Source organism: Kaistia soli DSM 19436 (assembly GCF_900129325.1).
GTDB classification, from domain to species: domain Bacteria; phylum Pseudomonadota; class Alphaproteobacteria; order Rhizobiales; family Kaistiaceae; genus Kaistia; species Kaistia soli.
The window spans coordinates 698,604-717,263 of the sequence record NZ_FQUP01000002.1 but is presented as its reverse complement, the minus strand read 5'-3'; the positions used below and the strand labels follow the sequence as shown (position 1 = coordinate 717,263).

At 65.3% G+C, this 18,660-nt stretch carries 18 protein-coding genes; 8 read left to right on the top strand and 10 right to left on the bottom strand.

From position 1 onward, the window contains the following. Window positions 1-18: 18 nt before the first annotated feature. From BUB39_RS12835 to BUB39_RS12815, 5 genes are all read right to left on the bottom strand, one after another. Window positions 19-885, bottom strand: coding sequence for an ABC transporter ATP-binding protein (locus BUB39_RS12835; RefSeq protein ID WP_073053791.1), 867 nt, complete (start codon window positions 883-885; stop codon window positions 19-21). Next, window positions 882-1,907 carry an ABC transporter ATP-binding protein gene (locus tag BUB39_RS12830; protein WP_073053789.1) on the bottom strand — a complete coding sequence of 342 codons (1,026 nt, stop codon included), beginning with the start codon at window positions 1,905-1,907 and terminating at the stop codon, window positions 882-884. The genes BUB39_RS12835 and BUB39_RS12830 overlap by 4 nt, the downstream gene beginning before the upstream one ends. A 2-nt stretch (window positions 1,908-1,909) precedes the next feature. Beyond that, window positions 1,910-2,767 carry an ABC transporter permease gene (locus BUB39_RS12825; protein ID WP_073053787.1) on the bottom strand — a complete coding sequence of 286 codons (858 nt, stop codon included), beginning with the start codon at window positions 2,765-2,767 and terminating at the stop codon, window positions 1,910-1,912. A 2-nt stretch (window positions 2,768-2,769) separates the two neighbouring features. Next, entirely contained in the window at window positions 2,770-3,774 is a 1,005-nt protein-coding gene (locus BUB39_RS12820; RefSeq protein WP_073053785.1) for an ABC transporter permease, read from the bottom strand. Window positions 3,775-3,836: 62 nt separating this feature from the next. After that, complete coding sequence (locus BUB39_RS12815) at window positions 3,837-5,741, bottom strand: ABC transporter substrate-binding protein (protein WP_073053783.1); 1,905 nt, start codon at window positions 5,739-5,741, stop codon at window positions 3,837-3,839. Between the two features lie 325 nt (window positions 5,742-6,066). Between BUB39_RS12815 and BUB39_RS12810 the strand changes: the two genes are divergently transcribed. Next, a complete protein-coding gene (locus BUB39_RS12810) occupies window positions 6,067-7,665 on the top strand; it encodes a GH39 family glycosyl hydrolase (protein ID WP_073053780.1) in 1,599 nt (532 codons plus the stop codon). Window positions 7,666-7,708: 43 nt separating this feature from the next. Here BUB39_RS12810 and BUB39_RS12805 read toward each other — a convergent pair whose 3' ends face one another. Next, window positions 7,709-8,371, bottom strand: coding sequence for a GntR family transcriptional regulator (locus BUB39_RS12805; protein ID WP_073054248.1), 663 nt, complete (start codon window positions 8,369-8,371; stop codon window positions 7,709-7,711). A 21-nt stretch (window positions 8,372-8,392) separates the two neighbouring features. Continuing rightward, a complete protein-coding gene (locus BUB39_RS12800; protein WP_073053778.1) occupies window positions 8,393-9,400 on the bottom strand; it encodes a Gfo/Idh/MocA family protein in 1,008 nt (335 codons plus the stop codon). Between the two features lie 220 nt (window positions 9,401-9,620). Here BUB39_RS12800 and BUB39_RS12795 point away from each other — a divergent pair, with 220 nt between their 5' ends. From BUB39_RS12795 to BUB39_RS12780, 4 genes are read left to right on the top strand one after another with little or no spacing between them, the layout of a single operon-like run. Continuing rightward, the gene (locus tag BUB39_RS12795; RefSeq protein ID WP_073053776.1) at window positions 9,621-11,318 is read left to right on the top strand and encodes an IlvD/Edd family dehydratase; all 1,698 of its coding nucleotides are present in this window, start codon (window positions 9,621-9,623) and stop codon (window positions 11,316-11,318) included. After that, a complete protein-coding gene (locus tag BUB39_RS12790; protein ID WP_073053774.1) occupies window positions 11,311-12,168 on the top strand; it encodes an amidohydrolase family protein in 858 nt (285 codons plus the stop codon). The genes BUB39_RS12795 and BUB39_RS12790 overlap by 8 nt, the downstream gene beginning before the upstream one ends. A 21-nt stretch (window positions 12,169-12,189) precedes the next feature. Next, the gene (locus BUB39_RS12785) at window positions 12,190-13,122 is read left to right on the top strand and encodes a dihydrodipicolinate synthase family protein (RefSeq protein ID WP_073053772.1); all 933 of its coding nucleotides are present in this window, start codon (window positions 12,190-12,192) and stop codon (window positions 13,120-13,122) included. Further along, complete coding sequence (locus BUB39_RS12780; RefSeq protein WP_073053769.1) at window positions 13,119-13,901, top strand: SDR family oxidoreductase; 783 nt, start codon at window positions 13,119-13,121, stop codon at window positions 13,899-13,901. Before BUB39_RS12785 ends, BUB39_RS12780 begins: the two co-directional genes overlap by 4 nt. Window positions 13,902-14,037: 136 nt before the next feature. Here BUB39_RS12780 and BUB39_RS12775 read toward each other — a convergent pair whose 3' ends face one another. Continuing rightward, complete coding sequence (locus BUB39_RS12775) at window positions 14,038-14,946, bottom strand: MBL fold metallo-hydrolase (RefSeq protein WP_073053767.1); 909 nt, start codon at window positions 14,944-14,946, stop codon at window positions 14,038-14,040. Between the two features lie 79 nt (window positions 14,947-15,025). Here BUB39_RS12775 and BUB39_RS12770 point away from each other — a divergent pair, with 79 nt between their 5' ends. From BUB39_RS12770 to BUB39_RS12760, 3 genes are read left to right on the top strand one after another with little or no spacing between them, the layout of a single operon-like run. Further along, window positions 15,026-15,331, top strand: a complete 306-nt coding sequence (locus BUB39_RS12770; RefSeq protein ID WP_073053765.1) for an ArsR/SmtB family transcription factor — start codon at window positions 15,026-15,028, stop codon at window positions 15,329-15,331. 38 nt (window positions 15,332-15,369) lie between these two features. Continuing rightward, window positions 15,370-15,756, top strand: coding sequence for a rhodanese-like domain-containing protein (locus BUB39_RS12765; protein ID WP_073053763.1), 387 nt, complete (start codon window positions 15,370-15,372; stop codon window positions 15,754-15,756). Next, entirely contained in the window at window positions 15,756-16,568 is an 813-nt protein-coding gene (locus BUB39_RS12760) for a sulfite exporter TauE/SafE family protein (RefSeq protein WP_073053761.1), read from the top strand. The genes BUB39_RS12765 and BUB39_RS12760 overlap by 1 nt, the downstream gene beginning before the upstream one ends. Here the strand turns inward: BUB39_RS12760 and BUB39_RS12755 are convergent. Both BUB39_RS12755 and BUB39_RS12750 read right to left on the bottom strand, forming a co-directional pair. After that, on the bottom strand, window positions 16,563-17,939 hold the full coding sequence (locus tag BUB39_RS12755; protein ID WP_073053759.1) for an ATP-binding protein: 1,377 nt from the start codon (window positions 17,937-17,939) through the stop codon (window positions 16,563-16,565). The two genes, BUB39_RS12760 and BUB39_RS12755, sit on opposite strands and share 6 nt — an antisense overlap. Then, window positions 17,936-18,598, bottom strand: coding sequence for a response regulator (locus BUB39_RS12750; RefSeq protein ID WP_073053756.1), 663 nt, complete (start codon window positions 18,596-18,598; stop codon window positions 17,936-17,938). Before BUB39_RS12750 ends, BUB39_RS12755 begins: the two co-directional genes overlap by 4 nt. Between the last annotated feature and the right edge of the window lie 62 nt (window positions 18,599-18,660).

Below are 18,660 nucleotides of genomic sequence, written 5' to 3'. Positions count from 1 at the left end.
CGGCTCCGGACCCTGTCGTCAGGTCCCCGCTTCGGTCAGGGCGGCGCGGCGCCGCTCCAGTCTCGCCTCGATGATCCGGCGCGCCGCGACGGGATCTGGCGGCAGCACGGCATTGCGCAGCGCGCGCGAATAGTCCTCGCTCGGATTGCCGAGCACCGCGCGCGCATCGCCGGCCTCGATCACATCGCCCTTGTGCATGATGATCACGCGGTCGGAGATATAATAAGCCGTCGAAAGATCGTGCGTGATGTAGATGATCGTGACGCCGAGATCGTCGCGCAGGGTGCGGAATAGATTGACGATCGACATGCGCAGCGAGGCGTCGACCATCGAGACCGGCTCGTCCGCCACGATCAGCTTAGGGCTGGGGATGAGCGCTCGGGCGACGGCAATTCTCTGGAGCTGGCCACCCGAAAGCTCATGCGAATAGCGGCCGCGCACCTCCACCAGCGAAAGGCCGACATGCTGCAGCGCCTTGTCCGCGGCGGCCTCGATCTCGGCCCGAGTCCTGAGGCCGAGAAAGCGTCGCGCCGTGGAATAGAGATAAAAATCCAACGTCGTCAGCGGGTTGAAGGCTTCGAACGGGTTCTGGAAGATCGGCTGGACCTTCGCCATGAAGGCCAGCCGGTCCTTGCGGCTGCGGATGGCGGCGACATCTTGGCCGAGGAAGCGGATAACGCCGCTGGTCGGCACCTCGTTACCGAGGATCATGCGGGCGGTGGTCGTCTTGCCGCTGCCGGATTCGCCGACGATCGTGAAAATCTCGGGCCTGTCGGCATTGAGCGTGAAGCTCAAGTCCTTGACCGCCTGGAGCTGCCGCCGGGCGAAGAAGCCGCCGACGGGATAGCTGCGTCCGACATGGTCGAGCTGGAGGAGCGCGCTCATGCCGCCGCCACCTCGCCGGCGCGCCAGCAGGCGACGCGGCCCTCGCCGCGCGGCACAAGCGGCGGGCTCTCGGTCTCGCATTTGGCGATCGCAAGCGGGCAGCGCGGATGAAAGCGGCAGCCGCTCGGCGGATCGGCGAGATTGGGCGGCTTGCCGGGCAGCGAGACGCGGCGCGTCGTATCGCCGATGCGCGGCAGGCTGGCGATGAGATGCGCGGTATAGGGGTGCTGCGGCTGCTCGAACATCGCCTGCGACGGCCCTTCCTCGACCAGCCGCCCCGCATAGATGATGCCGATCCGATCCGCGATCGCCGCATGCACCGTCATGTCATGCGTCACGAAGATGATCGACGAGCCGAGCCGCATCTGGACGTCCTTGATCAGCGCCAGCACATCCTGCTGCACGAGGACGTCGAGCGCCGTGGTCGGCTCGTCGGCGATGATGAATTCCGGCTCGCAAACCGTCGCGAGACCGATCGCCAGCCGCTGCCGCATGCCGCCCGAGAGCTGGTGCGGATAGGATTCGAGCACTTGCGGATCGAGCCCGATCCGCTCGAGATGCGCTTCGACACGCGCCCGGAACGCCGACGGCGACAGGCCCATATGGCGGAAGGCGAAATCGTGGAACGCGTGCTTCACCCGGCGGACCGGATTGAGGACGTTCATCGAGCCCTGCATCACATAGCTGAGATGACGCCAGCGCGCCGCCTTCATCGCCTCGGGATCGTTATAGACGTCGAGGGTTCGGCCGTCGAAATCGAAGCGCACCGAGCCCGAAACGACGCGCAGCGGCGGCCGGATCGCACCGGCGATCGTCTTGATCAGGGACGACTTGCCGGACGAGGACTCTCCGGCGATGCCGTAGATCTCGTTTCGGCGGATGGTCAGCGTGATGTCGTCGACGGCGCGCACTTCGCGCGACACGCCGAAATAGTTCATCTGGTAGTAGGCCTTGAGATTATCGACGCGCAGCACCGGATCGGCAGACGATGTCGAGGCCTCGGGCTTCAAAGTGGCGTGCATGGTCAGCCTCCCATCCGGCTCAGGCGACTGCGCGGGTCGATATATTCGTTGATCGAGATCGCCAGCAGGAACAGGCCGAGAAAGAGCAGCACCACCGCGACGATCGGGAACACGAGCCACCACCAGATGCCGGAAACGGCCGCCTGATGCTGGTTGGCCCAATAGATCATGCCGCCGACCGTCGGCCGGTTGACGTCGGAGAAGCCGAGAACCGACAGCGTGACCTCGAGCCCGATGGCCCAGATCAGATTGTTCATGGCGGTGAAGAAGACGACCGGCATCACATAGGGAAGATGCTGGCGTATCAGCACCTGCGGCACGCTCATGCCGGCGAACACGGCGTGGCGGGTGAATTCCCGGTTGCGGAGGCTGAGCGTCACCGAGCGGATGAGGCGCGCGTCATAGTTCCAGCCGAGCAGCGCCGCGGTGAGCGCGAGGAGCGGCCAGGTCATCTGGTCGCGCATGACGAAATAGACGAGCAGCAGGATCGGGATGTTGGGCAGCGCGATCAGCGTGTCGTTGATCGTCATCAGCACTTCGTCGGCCTTGCCACCGAGATAGCCCGACACCATGCCGACGGCGAGCGCCACGATACGGCTGAGGATCATCACCGTGAGGCCGAAGGTCATGGTGTTCCAGATCGCACCGCTGATCTGCCAGAAGACGTCCTGACCGCGCGACGTGGTGCCGAGCCAGAATTCGGCCGAAGGTGGCATGTCCGGCGGCAGCAAGTAGATGGCCGTGTCGGGATAGGGCGCGAAGAAATGCGCCGCGGCAAAGAGGAAGATCGTGCCCGTCAGGAGGAAGCCGATGAGGAATTCGACATTGAAGCGCAGCAGGTCCCTGAGGATCGAGAACATGGTCAGCCGAGCCTCACGCGTGGATCGATGAGCGGGTAGAGGAGATCGATGACGAAGACCGCGACAGCCACCGCGACGATCGACATCGTGGTGACGCCGAGCACCAGGCTGTAGTCGCCGCTGTAGATGCCCTGGATCAGCAGCCTGCCGACGCCCGGATAATTGAACAGGAATTCGGTGATCACGGCGCCGCCGAACACATTGCCGAGAGAAAGGGCCAATCCGGTCAGCTGCGGCAGCAGCGCGTTGCGCGCGACATACTGGCTGAAGATCGTCCCCGACGAGACGCCGCCGAGCTCGGCATAGACGACGTGATCGTCGGTGACGATGTTGGAAACGAGCGAGCGCATCGAGATGAACCAGCTGCCGATGCCGACAAGGACGAGCGTAAGCGCCGGCAGCAGCCCATGCACGATGACCGAGCCGACAAAGGCGAGGCTGAAACCCGGCTGCAGGTTCATCTGCGCGCCGCCCGAGATCGGCAGCACCGGCCAGACAAAGCCGAAAGTCAGGAGCAGCAGCAGACCGACGATATAGGCTGGCACCGGATGCAGCGCCATGACGGCGGCGCCCGAGAGCTTCAACAGCAGATTGGAACGGAAATAGCCGGCCAGCGCGCCGAGGAGGTTGCCGAGGCACCACGAGATGAGCACCGACAACGTCAGCAATCCGACCGTCCAGGGCAGCGCGCCCATGATCAGCGACATCACGGGGGTCGGGAAGGACGACAGCGACGGACCGAAATCGCCATGCAGCACGCGGCCCCAGAAGGCGAGATACTGCTCGAAGAACGAACCCTGCAGCCCATAGAGTTCTGACAGGGCCTCGCGGAGAAGCGCCACCGATCGCGGATCGGTCGCACCGAAATTCGTCATCAACGACACGGATTGCTCGACCGGATCGACGGGCGAGAGATGCGTGATGAGGAAGGCCAGCGACACGCCCAGGAAGATCACGAGGATGAACTGGAGAAAGCGCCGGGCGAGATATTTGGCAAAGCCGTCCATCTGCGATCCACTTTGTCGGCAAGGGGATGCGGGCGCGACCTTCGCCGCGCCCGCCTGAGCGGTCAGGGCTTCGGCGCGTTCGGGTTCTGCTTCAGCGCGACGATCATGTAGCGCAGGTTCGACCAGAACGGTCCCGATGCGGCGTATGGATCAGCAGCGCTCGGATAGCCGGTCCAGTAGGTCGTGTCGAAGGGCGCGAACTTGTTGTAGGCCATCAGCGGAATGAAGGGCATCTCTTCGACGGCCAGCTTCAGATAGTCACGACCCAGCTCGATGACCTTCGGCGAGTCGAACGCGATCTTGCGATTTTCGGCAATGATCGCGTCGAGCTTGTCGCTCTTCCAGCGCTGCAGGTTGCGCGGCGGCTGCGTCTTGCCCGGCGCGGCGATATAGGCCGAGTCGTAGCTGTCGAGGAAGAAGGAGAGATCGGGGTGGCCGCCCCAGGTCTCGACGCTCCAGTAGATCGCCGCCTCGAAATCGCCGGCGCCGAGGCGCTGGCCGTTGGTCGGCCCCGCGACGTCCACCGTCGTCTTGATGCCCTGCATCGACCATTGCTGGGCGATGATGGTGCCGGCGCGGGCCAGCGTCGGGATGTTGTCGCCCTCGACCATCAGACGGATCGCGAACGGCTTCCCGTCGGGCATCATCCACTGGTTGCCCTGCTTGGTGAAGCCGGCCTTCTGCAGCAGCTCCGTGGCCGCCTGGACATCCTGCTTCCACCAGCCGAAGCCGAACATGGTCTTCAGCTTGGCCGGATCGCTTGGAATGCTCTCGCCCCATTGTGGGCGAACCAGCGCTGCGACTTGCTCGGCGATCGTCGGGTCGTAGGGCTTGATGGTCCGCGTGCCGGTATTGAGCTCGAAGCCCTGCAGCCAATCCTGCATCGGTTCGTAATAGTCCGGCACCGCGATGCCGGTCGGCGGGGTCGAGAGCGCGGCAAGGTTGGCAGCGCCGCGATAGGCGCCCATGGCAACAGAACGGATGTCGATCATCAGTGCCAGCGCCCAGCGGACATCGGCATTGTCGAACGGCTTGACCTGGTGATTGAAGAGGACGGAAGGCAGCGTCGGATCGGGATGGGCGAACGGGAAGCCCGGGAACCACGCGGCCATGTTGTCACCGGCCTTGCGGGCGATGGTGAACATGCCCTCCGGCGCGATGTCGTTGATGACGTCGAGATTGTGATTGAGCTGCTCGATGACGCGGGCATCGGGATTGCCGGCATTGCGATAGACGACATATTTGACCTGCGGCGGCTCCTTGAGCCCCATGCCGATCGACGTCCGCTGCCAATCATCGCGCAGCTTCCAGATCGCCCAGTTGCCGGCCTTGTCATAGCTCTGCAGCACATAGGCCGAGAGCGAGACGGGCGGATTGTTATTGAAGCCGAGCGGGTCGGCGACCTTCTCGAAGACATGCTTCGGCATGATCCAGGCGGCGTTCCAGCGCACCGTGAACAGCGTGTGGAAGCGCGAGTTCGGCGCCTTCAGATGAAATACCACCGTATGCGGATCGGTCGCCTCGACGCGATCCACATTGACCGTGAACGGCGCGCTCCAGCCCATGCCCGGATGGGCGATCTGCGTCTCGACCGTGTAGACGACGTCGTCGGCCGTGAAGGGAACGCCGTCGCTCCAGAAGATGCCGTCCTTCAGCTTCACGGTCATCTCGGTGAAGTCGGCATTGTACTGCGGCCGATCCGCCGCGAGGGCGTTCGTCCAGGCCTGGTCGCCGGTTCCATCGGGATTGATGAACCAGAAGGTGTCCGCGGTCAGCTGCTGCAGGCCGTCATTGCTCGCGCCGCCGCCGGGTGCCCACAGATTGAACCATTCGGCATTCTGCGCCGGTGGGCCCTGGACGATCAGCGTCTCGTTGCGCGGAATGCCGGCGATGAAGTCCTGGGCGCCAGCCGGCAGGACGGACGCGGCGGTCAGAAGGATTGCCGCGAGCAGATTCTTGAACAGCATTGTCGTTCCTCCTCATGCCCGCACGCGCAGGCCTGACGCCCAGCCGGCTCTGCGGCCGACACGACGCGTCCTCGATGTCCGGCCATCGCAGGCTCCTCCACGACCCGGCTCGCCCCCTGTTATCGACAATTTCCAACGTGAGAGCAACCGGATTATCGACAAAGCACCAGATTTCTCCGCCGCATTGCTGCGGAAATCCGCGAAGGCTTAGTGCGATCGGGATTTCATTATTGACAAAAACAGTGACCGGGTTAGCGTGCGTGCCGACGATCAGCGCCTGCGGGCCGATCCTTCCTCAAAACCGACGGCCAAGGGTGGAGCACCGATGACCAAGACTTATGACGTCAGGATCGACGTCGACGCTGCCGAGTCGCGCGGCGCCTACAAGCCGTTGTGGAACTGGTTCGGCTATGACGAGCCGAACTACACTGACACCGCCAATGGCAAGAAACTGCTCAAGGAACTGACCGAGCTCAGCCCCGAGCCGGTGCGCGTACGCACGCATAACCTCCTCACCTCGGGCGATGGCACCTATTCGCTCAAATGGGGATCGACCAACGCCTATACCGAGGATGCCGGTGGCAATCCGGTCTATGACTGGACCATCATGGACCGCATCTTCGATGCCTATGTCGAGGCTGGGAACATCCCGCTCGTACAGGTCGGCTTCATGCCGGAAGCGCTCTCCACCGACCCCGGCCCCTATCGCCACAGCTGGTCGCTCGAGGACCGCTACGCGACGATCATGACCGGCTGGGCTTCACCGCCGAAAGACCTCAAGAAGTGGGGCGACCTCGTCCATGCCTGGGCGCGCCACCTTGCCGACCGGTATGGCGAAGACGTCGTCCGCGGCTGGCCTTGGGAAGTGTGGAACGAGCCGGACGGCCACTACTGGAAGGGCACGGTCGAGGAATTCTGCGCGATGTATGCGGTCACCGCCCGCGCCCTCAAGGATGCGTTGCCCGGCGTCCGGGTCGGCGGGCCGCACACCTGCGGCGCCTTCAACAACCCGAAGGCCCAGACTTTCCTCCGCGCGTTCCTGCAGTTCATCGTCGACACCGACACGCCGATCGACTTCATCGCCTTCCATGCCAAGGGCAATCCGGTGGTCTGGCAGGATCACGTCCGCATGGGCCTGCACAAGCAGCTGCGCGACATCGAGGCGAACCTCGCCATCGTCAACGAGTTCCCGACGCTGCGCCATCTGCCGACCGTCATCGGCGAGTCCGACCCCGAGGGATGCGCGGCCTGCTCGGCGCGGGTGCACCCGCAGAACGGCTATCGCAACGGCCCGCTCTACGGCGCCTATGTCGTCGAGAGCATGATCCGGACCTATGAGCTGTCCAAGCGCGCAGGCGTCGAGATCGAGGGCGCCGTCACCTGGGCCTTCCTGTTCGAGGACCAGCCCTGGTTCGACGGCTTCCGCGACCTTGCGACCAATGGCGTCGACAAGGCGGTGCTCAACGGCTTCCGCATGCTCGGTAAGCTCGGCGGCGAATGGATCGAGACGAAGAGCGACCACGCGGTAGCCATCGAGGACATCATGCTGCATGGCGTGCGCGACACGCCGGACGTCAATGCCGTCGCGACGCGCGACGCGCGCGGCGTCAGCGTTCTCGTATGGAACTATCACGACGACGATATCGAGGACGGCGCCGCCACGGTGACACTGGCGCTCGCCAATCTGCGTCCCGGCAGTCATCGCCTCACCCATTACCGGATGGACAAGGACCATTCGAACGCGTTCGGCGTGTGGCAGAAGATGGGCTCGCCGCAGACGGTCACGGGCGCCGATTACGAGCGGCTCGAAGCCGCCGGGAAGCTCGCGGTGCTGGAAACACGCACCGTGACGGCCGACGGCGTCCTTACTCTCGCGACAGACCTCCCGCGCCAGGGCGTGTCGCTGTTCCGCATCGACTACTGATGCGGAACCTGATCGCGCCCGCCGCCCTCCCCGGCGGGCGCGATCACTTTTCGACCAATTCGATATAGCGCCGCTTGCTCGGCTGAAGGTGATCCACACAGAGCTGCGCCAGCACCCAGTTGTCGCGGCCGGACAGCATGTCGATCATGAGCCTGTGGTGGCTGTGCGAGATGTCGAGCGCCGCGCGGTCGGACATCGAGTTGGCGCGCACCGGCAGGCTGTAGCGCATATAAAGCTCGATCGACTGCACGAGATATTTATTGCCGCAAGCGCCGAACAGCGTGAGATGGAAGCGGTCATTGGTCTCGTGCACGCCGCGCAGATAGCCGTTCTCGATATGCTCGCCATGCTCCTTGTGAATGGCCAGAAGCGTCTCGATGAGGCTGTGCGGCGCCGGCAGCGGGATCAGAAGCGCCGCCTGACGCTGAATCAGTTCGCGCACATCATAGATCTGCCGCACCTCGGACGGGGTCAGCGAGCGGACGGTGGCGCCCTTGTTCCGCTCCCGGACGATGATGCCCATCTGCTCGAGCTGCACCAGCGCCTGGCGGACGAAATGGCGCGTCACCGGGAAGCGCGACAGCAGCGAATCCTCGGTCAGGCGCGCGCCCGGCGCCAGCCGCCCGAAAATGATGTCCTCTTCGAGCGCCCGGACGATACGGATATCCTCGTGTTCGTCGCCGGGGGGAACCTCAAGATCGATCATGCTTGCCATCCGATGCCGGGTTCATGCCAGTTGCGGCGATGCCGCGGATGCGCACGCCTCGAATCCGCTAAGCGTGTACGCTCGCTCGACCAGCCGCAACGTTTCAAGATTATCTTGCGGGCTGGTCTCATAGGGCGCGCCCGACCGCGTCTGTTCTACGAAGTGCCGGATCGCGGCGCCATAGGCCGCCTGATAGCTTTCGCGCGCATCGAACGGCGCGTGCCGCAGCTCTGCGCCGACGAGGCGGAGATCCGCATCTTCCAGAAGGATCGTTCCCTTCGAGCCATAGATGCTGAGGCGATCGATCGGTGCTGGCGGTGCGCCATGCACCGCCAGATTGCCGGAGATCGAGAGCGGCACGCCATCGCCGCGCCGGGAAAGCGTCAGGATGGCGCTGTCCTCGCCGATGATCTCGCTGTTGCTTCGCCCAAGGCGAGCCGTGACCATGTCAAACTCGCCGAACAGGAAGCGCAGCGTATCGAGGTGATGGATCAGCACTTCCATCACCAGCAGTCTATCGAGTGAACGGAAAAAGGGCTGGCGGACGAGCGCCGGCCGCGCACCATCCGGCCCGGGCAGCATGCCGCTCGAATGAAACTCGAAGCGGATGGAGACGATGTCGCCCACGACGCCCTCGCGCAGCCAGGCGGCGAGCCGGCGATAATAGGGGCGGAAGCGCCAATTCTCATGCACCATCAGGCGGGCGCGGCCCTCCGTGTCGGCCACCAGCGCTTCGGCCTCGCCAAGATCGACGCCGAGCGGCTTCTGGCAGAGCAGCGCCAGGCCACGCGCCGCGCCAGCCCGCACATGCGGGGCGTGAAGCGGCCGCGGCGAACAGATGTCGAGCGCGTCGAGCTCCGCGCCATCCAGCATCGCTTCGATCGTGTCGAACTGCGCTCCAATGCCGAAGGCGCGCGCGCGATCAGAAGCGGCCTCGCCGTCGGGATCGCAGATCGCGACCACATCCGCACCATCGACCGCCGCCCATCCCGGCAGATGATACTGAGTGACCCAGCCTGCGCCCACCATGCCAACCCGCACGATCCACCTCGCTCTTGTCAATAATTTCTGCGCCCAACCGCGTCCGTTTGTCCTTTAAACTAGAGCCGATTCAACGATTTTGAAAGGAGAAAACGATCAGCCTTCGCTTCGCAGCTCATCGATACAGCTGATCATTATTGACAATAAACGCCACCCCTGTAGGAATGACCCGACGCGATCGCGGTGATCCGTGCAAGGGAGATCGAGGGTGACGCGCGGGCTTCGCAGACGGCTGACGAGTTATGGCGACCAGGACTTCTCGCTGTTCCTGCGCAAGGCCTTCATCAAGGCGATGGGCTATTCCGACGATGCCCTGGATCGGCCGATCATCGGCGTCGCCAACACCTATTCGGACTACAATCCCTGCCATGGCAATGTCATGCAGCTGATCGAAGCCGCCAAGCGCGGGATCATGCTGGCCGGCGGCATGCCGATGGTGTTCCCGACGATCTCCATCCACGAGAGCTTCGCCGCGCCGACCTCGATGTTCCTTCGCAACCTGATGGCGATGGAGACGGAGGAAATGGTGCGCGCGCAGCCGATGGACGCCGTCGTGCTGATCGGCGGCTGCGACAAGACGATCCCGGCCCAGGTCATGGCGGCAGCCTCCAGCGAGGTGCCGGCGATCATCCTGCCGACCGGGCCGATGGAAACCGGCCATCATCGCGGCGAGCGGCTCGGCGCCTGCACCGATTGCCGCCGTCTCTGGGGTCAATTCCGGGCCGGTCAGTTGGATGAGGCCGAACTCGGCGAGATCAATGGCCGCCTGGCAAGTTCCGTGGGAACCTGCACCGTCATGGGGACGGCCAGCACAATGGCCTGCCTTGTCGAGGCGATGGGGCTGGCGCTGCCGATGTCCGGATCGGCGCCCGCCACCTCGGCGGAGCGCATCCGCATCGCCGAGGAAACCGGCCGCGTGGCGGTCGCCATGGCGGAAGCTGGCGTGACGACGGCCGACGTGCTGACGCCGGCGGCGCTGCGCAACGGCCTCGCCGTCCTGCAGGCGCTCGGCGGCTCGACCAATGCGGTGGTGCATCTCGCGGCGATTTATGGGCGGCTCGGGCGCAGGCTCGACATGGCGGAGCTCGACGGCCTCGGCCGGATCGTGCCGGTCCTCGTCGATCTCAAGCCCTCGGGCGTCGCCTATATGGGCGAGTTCCACGCGGCCGGTGGCGTGCCGCGGCTGTTGTCAGAACTCACCGATGTCGTCGATCTCGACGCGCCGCTCGCCTTCGGCGGCACGCTCCGCGACTGCGTCGCCAACCTGCCGCCGCGCTACGAGCATCAGATCATCCGAAGCCGCGACAACCCGGTCTCGGCCGACGGCGCCCTCGCGGTCCTTTCAGGCAATCTGGCGCCCAACGGCGCCGTCATTAAGCATTCGGCCGCCGATCCGAAACTGCAGGTGCATGAGGGGCGCGCCGTGGTGTTCGATTCGGTGCGCGACATGACCGAGCGGCTCGAGGACGAAACGCTCGGCATCGCCGCCGACGACGTACTGGTGCTGCGCAATGCTGGCCCGCGCGGGGCGCCGGGCATGCCCGAGGCTGGCTATATTCCGATCCCGCGCCATCTGGCCCGCCAGGGCGTCAAGGACATGGTGCGGATCTCCGACGCGCGCATGAGCGGCACGGCCTTCGGCACGGTGATCCTGCATGTCATGCCGGAAGCGGCGGCCGGAGGCCCGCTGGCCGCCGTCAGGACCGGCGACCGCATCCGGCTCGACGTGCCGGCGCGGCGGATCGAGCTTCTGATCGACGCGGCGGAGCTTGAGCGGCGCATGGCGGACCTGCCGCCGCCGCAGCCTTCGCCGGCGCGCGGCTATGCCCGCCTTTATGACCAGCATGTCCTGCAAGCCGACGAGGGCGCGGACTTCGATTTCCTGACGGGCATGCCGCATGGCTGATACCGAAGACGCACCGCTTTGCCTGCCGCCGCGCCCGCTGCGGAACCCGCGCGGGCTGCGGCTGCCGGAGGGAACGTGCGACAGCCATCTGCATGTGTTTTCGGCCGGCGCGCCTCTTGCGAGCCCGCGCAGCTACACGCCGCAGATGCGCGGCATCGAGGACTGGGTGGCGGTTGCCGAAAGCTTCGGCATCGCCAGAGGCGTCCTGGTTCAGCCAAGCGTCTATGGTCTCGACAACCATGTTCTCCTCGACGCGCTCGCTGCCCACCCCGCGCAGCTTCGCGGCGTCGTCGTGGTGGACCCAGCCATCAGCGACGCGGAACTCGGCACGCTTGACCGCGCCGGCGTCCGTGGCATCCGCATCAATCTGCGCAACAAAGCGGGCATCGGTCTCGATGCCGCGGCGGCGCTGGCGCCCCGCATCCGCGCGCGCGGCTGGCACCTGCAGTTCCAGGTCGGCCCCGACGCGATCGACAGCGTCGCCGCACTCGCCGCCCGTCACGACATCGCCGCCGTCATCGACCATCTCGCCTTCATGCCGCTCGACGACGCTCCGCGCCCGCTGGCGACGCTGCAACGCGCGCTCGACGATGGGCGCGTGCATGTCAAGATTTCGGCACCCTATCGTCTGCCTGGGACCGCGCCCGACCGTTACCGTTCGGTCGTCGGGGCTCTCGCCGCAAGCCATCCGGACTGCCTGCTCTGGGGCAGCGACTGGCCGCATACGGAGCTGTTCGAGACCGTGCCGGAAGAGGATGATCTCATCGCCCTGGCGCTCGACGCCGTGCCGGCCGAAGCGCAACGCCGCGTGTTCGTCGATAATCCCGCCCTTCTTTATTGGACACGCTGACCGAAAGCCCGGAGCCAACCGATGCCGCTTCTGACCGAAGACGCCAAGGGCGTCTATGTCATCGCCGTTACCCCCTTCAAGGAGGATGGCGCGCTCGACGATGCCAGCATCGATCGCATGGTCGATTTCTATGAGGAGGCCGGCGCGACTGGCCTGACGATCCTCGGCCAGCTTGGCGAGGCACCGAAGCTGACGGCCGAGGAATCGCGGCTGGTGGCGCGCCGGGTTATCGACCGCGTCGCGGGTCGCCTGCCGATTATCGTCGGGGTGTCGGCCCCGGGCCTCGCGCCGATGCGCGAGCTTGCCGACGGCGTGATGGACATGGGCGCGGCCGGCGTGATGGTCGCGCCGCCCTGGACGCTGAAGACCGACGACCAGATCTACAATTACTACGCCTCGGTCGGAGAGGCGCTCGGCAAGACTCCCTTCGTGCTGCAGGACTATCCGCTGACCACGAATGTAGCCATCGCCGCCAAGGTGATCGACCGGATCGTCCGCGACGTGCCGACATGCGTCATGCTCAAGCATGAGGACTGGCCCGGCCTTGCCAAGATCAGCGCGCTCAGGGCCCTCAGCGACAAGGGCGAGACGCGGCGGATCTCCATCCTCTGCGGCAATGGTGGCCTGTTTCTGCCCGAGGAAATGGCACGCGGCGCCGACGGCGCCATGACTGGCTTCTGCTACCCGGAAATGATGGTCGGCGTGGTGGAGGCCTGTGGGCGCGGTGATATGGACCGTGCGCAGGACATCTTCGATGCCTATCTTCCGTTGGCTCGCTACGAGCAACAGCAGGGCATCGGTCTCGCCTGCCGCAAATATGTGCTCGCCAAGCGCGGTGTCATCGCGTCGGCCAAGCAGCGGAAGCCGGGCTCGGTGCTCTCGCCCGCCGATGTCGCTGATATCGAAAGGCTGCTCGCCCGCCAGACCCGGAAGGTTGAGGAGATCGCCGTATGAAACTTGGTATCGAAGGCAAGCGTGCGCTGGTGCTCGGCGCCAGCAAGGGTCTCGGGGCCGCGGTCGCCATCGCGCTCGCCAATGAGGGCGCGGCGGTCATTGGCGCCTCGCGCTCGACCGAGGCGATCGCGGCGCTCGGCAGCCGGATCGATCCGGCGGCCGGCGGCAGCATTCGCGCCGAACGGCTTGACTTGACTGACCCGGCTTCCGTGGACGCGCTGATCAATGCCTGCCAGGCAGGCGGCATCGACATCCTCGTCAACAATTCCGGCGGTCCGCCGCCTGCCGAAGCCAAGGACCTCACCCCCGATCTGCTCGCGAAGCAGTTCGCGATCATGGTCACGCCGCTCGTCACCATCAGCAACGCGTTGCTGCCCGGCATGATCGACCGGGGCTGGGGCCGCATCGTCACGCTGACCTCGTCCGGCGTCGAAGCACCGCTGCCGCGCCTCGCGCTCTCCAACGCGCTCCGCCAGTCGCTGGTCGGCTGGAGCAAGACGTTGGCCTCCGAAGTCGCGCCGCATGGCGTCACGGTTAATGTGGTCGTCCAGGGCCGCATCCAGACCGACAGGGTCGACGAACTCGACGCGGCAACGGCCAAGCGGCTTGGACAGTCGGTCGAGGCGGTTAAAGCACAGTCGATCGCAGCCATACCTGCCGGACGCTATGGCCGGGCGGAAGAACTCGGCGACCTCGTCGCCTTTCTCGCCAGCGACCGCGCGTCCTACATCACCGGCAGTCTGATCCGCATCGATGGCGGCTTGCTCAAATCGATCTGATCATGGAGGCGGCGACAGCATCCTAGCGACCGACTGGGGAATGCCACTTCGGCACTTTGGGGAATCTCGCCCCGCCCGACATACCTTCACCCGATCGCCACGGCGCAACCCTCGGAGCTGAATGAGCGGCGTCCGTTCAGCCGCCGCCCGCCATGGACCGTCGGAATTCTTCGCTCTTCGGCTTCACGGCGATCTTCAGGTAATGGACGCCGTTGTCCTCCGCTTCCGGAAAGCGTCCCGCCCGAATATTCACCTGGATCGAGGGCAAGAGCAGTCTCGGCACCGAGAGCGTGTGATCGCGCGCGGTGCGCATCGCGACGAAGTCCTGCTCGCCGACGCCGCCCTTCAGGTGGATGTTCTCCTCGCGCTCCGCGCGCACGGTGGTTTCCCAGGCATAGCTGTCCCGGCCCGGCGCCAGATAATCGTGGCACATGAACAGCCGCGTCTCGGGCGGCAGCGTCAGCAGGCGCTGGATCGAACGGTAGAGCTGGTGGGCGCCGCCGCCGGGAAAATCGGCGCGCGCGGTGCCGTAGTCCGGCATGAACAGCGTGTCGCCGACGAAAACGGCATCGCCGATGCGGTAGCTGACATCCGCCGGTGTGTGGCCGGGCGTATGGAGGATCTCGACCTCGATCTCGCCGATCGCGAGCGTGTCGTCTTCGGCGAAGAGACGATCGAAGTCGCGCCCGTCCGTATGAAGGTCGAGCGCATTGAAGACGGGACGAAAGATCCGCTGCACGTCCTTGATGTGCTCGCCGATGCCGATCCTCGCGCCGGTCTGCGCCTTGATATAGGGCGCGCCCGACAGATGATCGGCATGGGCGTGGGTCTCCAGCACCCATTCGATAGAGATGCCGGAATTTCGCGCGGCTGCCAGGATCGCCTCGACGGAGCCGATATCGACCTCGCCGGAGGCCGGGTCATAATCCAGCACCGGATCGATCACCGCACCGCGCTTCGTCGCCGGATCGCTGACGAGATAGCTGACCGTGAAGGTCGCCTCGTCGAAGAACGCCTGGATATCGGGGATGTTCGCTTTTGGCATGCCGGCCTCCTTGCGGTTCAGTTGCGCTCTATATATTAGCGTTATCTAAATTAGCAACATCGCATAAAGGAGCCTACCCATGGAGGCCGATGCTCTCGACGGGTTGCAGCAGAAGGCGGGCGAAGCGGCGCAGTTCCTGAAGCTGATCGCCAACGAGCACCGCCTGTTGATCCTCTGCCATCTCGCGGGCCAGGGAGAAATGACCGTCACGGCTCTGGCTGACGAAGTCGGACTCAGTCAATCGGCATTATCCCAGCATCTTGCGCGCCTGCGCGAAGATGATCTCGTCGCTTTTCGTCGTGAATCCCAGACGCTGTACTACCGGATATCCGATGTCCGGGCGGTACAGATCCTCGAAACCATGAAGCGGATCTTCTGTCCGTAGAAGACCAAGCCGTTCGGCTGAGAAGAAGGAATACGACCATGACACGCTCGCTCAAGAGCCTCGATGCGCAAGCCGTCGCGCGCCTTCAAAAGGAGGGTGCCTTGCTCGTCGATGTGCGGGAACCTGGCGAATATGCGCAGGCGCATATTCCGGGGTCGCAGAACATTGCGCTCAGCCGGCTGGATGTTTCGGAACTCCCATTGGCGCCCGAACAGCGCGTCGTCTTCTTCTGCGCCGGCGGCACGCGGACCAGCAACAACGCCTCGCGGCTCGTCGCAAAGGCCGGACGCGCGGAAGCCTATGTGATGCAGGGCGGCATCTCGGCGTGGCGCTCGGCCGGCCTGCCGGTTGAATCCGTCCAAAGAGATCCGGCGAAAGACGCGCAGCCGGGCCAGAGCTTCTTCTCCCGCCTGTTGGGGCGGTGATGGACGCTAGCCTGATCCAGGACGCGCTCGCGGTCGCCTCGGGAAGCGTGGTCGGGTTCTCGCTCGGCCTGGTCGGCGGCGGGGGCTCGATCCTCGCCGTCCCGCTCCTGTTCTATGTCGTTCGTGTCGGCTCGCCGCATGAGGCGATCGGCACCGGCGCGGTGGCGGTGGCGGCCAGCGCTGCCTTCGGCCTTGTCGGGCATGCGCGGGCGCGGACCGTGAAATGGCCCTGCGCGGTGGCGTTCGCCGTGGCGGGCATTGTCGGCACGATCATCGGCGCCGCAGTCGGCAAGGCCGTGGACGGCCAGAAGCTGCTGGCGCTGTTCGGGCTTCTCATGCTGGTCGTCGGCGCGTTGATGACGCGGCGTCGCCGAGGCGGCAGCAATCCCGATGCCCGGCTTTCATTGGAGACCGCGCCAAAGCTGCTGCCGCTCCTGGCGGCCACGGGCCTTGTTGTTGGCCTCGCCTCCGGCTTCTTCGGCATAGGCGGCGGCTTCCTGATCGTTCCGGGCCTGATCGGCGCGACGGCGATGCCTATCGTCAACGCGATCGGCTCCTCGCTGGTGTCGGTCACCTTCTTCGGCATGACGACAGCGGCCAGCTACGCGGTGTCGGGTCTGGTCAACTGGTGGATCGCCGGCCTGTTCATCCTTGGCGGCCTCGCCGGCAGTGTCAGTGGAACCTATCTGGCGCGACGGCTTGCCGGGCGTGGCCGCGTCCTGACGCTGGTGTTCGCGACGATCGTCATCGCCGCCGGCTTCTATGTCAGCCTCAAGGGGTTCAGCGCCTGGATGGCGCCATCCGGCTCATAGTGGGATACGGGAACGGCCTGCCGGATATGTCCAGTCTGGTTTCGGGAGGCGGATCGTGGCGCGGAGGCCAGGCCCGTCCTGCCGGTTTTCCAGCAGGAGGGATCCACCGAGCTTTTGTATCGCCACCTCGGTGATGGCAAGCCCAAGGCCGGTGCCAACAGTGCTCTGGTGGCGGCCGCGGAAGAAGCGCTGCGTGACCAGGGCGAGGTCTTCAGCTGGAATCCCCGGCCCCTCGTCTTCCACGGAGATGGCGTTCGCATCAGGCCCCGAACGCCACATCACGGTTCCGCCATTCTGCATGTGCTGGACCGCATTCTCGTGGAGGTTGCGAAACGCGAGCGTCAGAAGCTCGCGATTGGACCGCAGCGTGAGGCCGCGCAGCTCCGTTCCGATGACGATACGGACGGCGTCTCCGGTGACGCCGGCTGGCTCGGCGATCTCGTCCAGAATGTCGCCGATATTCACGCTTTCGACCTCGCTCACCTCCATGCTGGCGTCGAGCTTTGCGAGCGTCAGGAGTTGCCGAACGAGGCGCGTGGTGCGATCGACCGAGCGGAGAATCTGGTTGAGCGCGCCCCGCCTGACGTCCGAATCCTGGGCGGCGATGGCGATCTGGGCCTGCGTCTTCAGGCCAGCGAGCGGGGTCCGGAGTTCATGGGCCGCGAAGGCGGTCACATCCCGTTCATGCCGCCTTGCCGTCTCCACCTTCACGAACAGACCGTTCAGCGCCTCGGCGATCGGCTTGACCTCGGAAGGGGCTCGACCCGGATCGATCGGACTCATGTCGTTGCCGTCACGAGCCCTTAGATCGCCGGCCATGGCATTCAGAGGTCGGAGGCCATGCCCGAGGCTCGCCCAGATCAACAGTCCGAGCAGTGGCGCGATCAGCACTGCCGGCCATAGCAAGCCCTTGATCAGGTCGGCAACGAGGCGATCGCGGAGGCCAAGCCGGTCGCCGACCATGACCCGGACGCCAGCCGCAGCGTTCTCGATCGTGTAGACGCGCCAGGGCTCTCCGTCGACGGTTCGCTCCGATAAGCCCGACGGACTGCTGGAGAGGTTCTCGTCGGGAGCACCGCTTGACCGCGCGACCAGATGGCCGTCGAACGACCAGATCTGGCATGAGAGCTGGCGCTCATAGCTTCCAGGCTCCGGCGCCAGGCCGGGTGCGGCGGCGATCGCGGTGGAGGCTGCCATGCCACGGTCGGCGACGAGCGAACTCACCATGCGCGCGGCTTCCTGAAGCCTCGTATCGAGGACGTGTTCCAGTTCGCTTCGGGTTCCGACGAAAATCCAGGCGATCGCGGAAAGCCAGATCAGGCCCGTCGCCGCCAGCAGGATGACGAAGAGCCGCCTGCGCAGCGACGTCAATTGGCTGCCCTCATCCGATAGCCGAGGCCCCGTACGGTCTCGATGGCCTCGCGGCCAATCTTGGAGCGCAGATAGTGGATATGGACCTCGACCGTGTTGCTCTCGACTTCCTCCTGCCAGCCATAGAGTCGTTCCTCGATTTCGCCCTTCGAGCGGATCGTGCCGGGCCGTTCCATCAGGGCGGACAGAACTGCGAACTCGCGCCGGGAAAGGACGACCGGCTCCCCGTCACGCGTTACGGACAATCGGGACGGATCGAGGACCACACCTCCAGCCGCGAGGCAGGGCGCCGCGCGACCGCCGCCACGCCGCGCGATCGCGCGGATCCGGGCGGCCAACTCGTCGAGATCGAACGGCTTGCCGAGATAGTCGTCGGCCCCCATGTCGAGCCCGCGAATCCTGTCCGGCGTCTCGTCCAGCGCCGTCAACAGTAGAACGGGCGTGCGGTCGCCGGCCGCCCGGATGTCTCGCAACAGATCGAGGCCCGATCCATCGGGAAGCATGAGATCCAGCACGACCGCATCAAAGAGCGTCGTCGCCAGGGCCGCGCGCGCATCGGCACAATTTCCGAGGCGATCGACGGTGGCTCCGGCCAGGCCAAGCCCGACTTCGAGGCCGTCGGCCAGGATCGGATCGTCTTCAACGACGAGAATGCGCATGTAGTGCTTCCCAGATTCCGGGCGATCTCGTGCCGACGCGATGTGACCATCCTGTCGCCGCA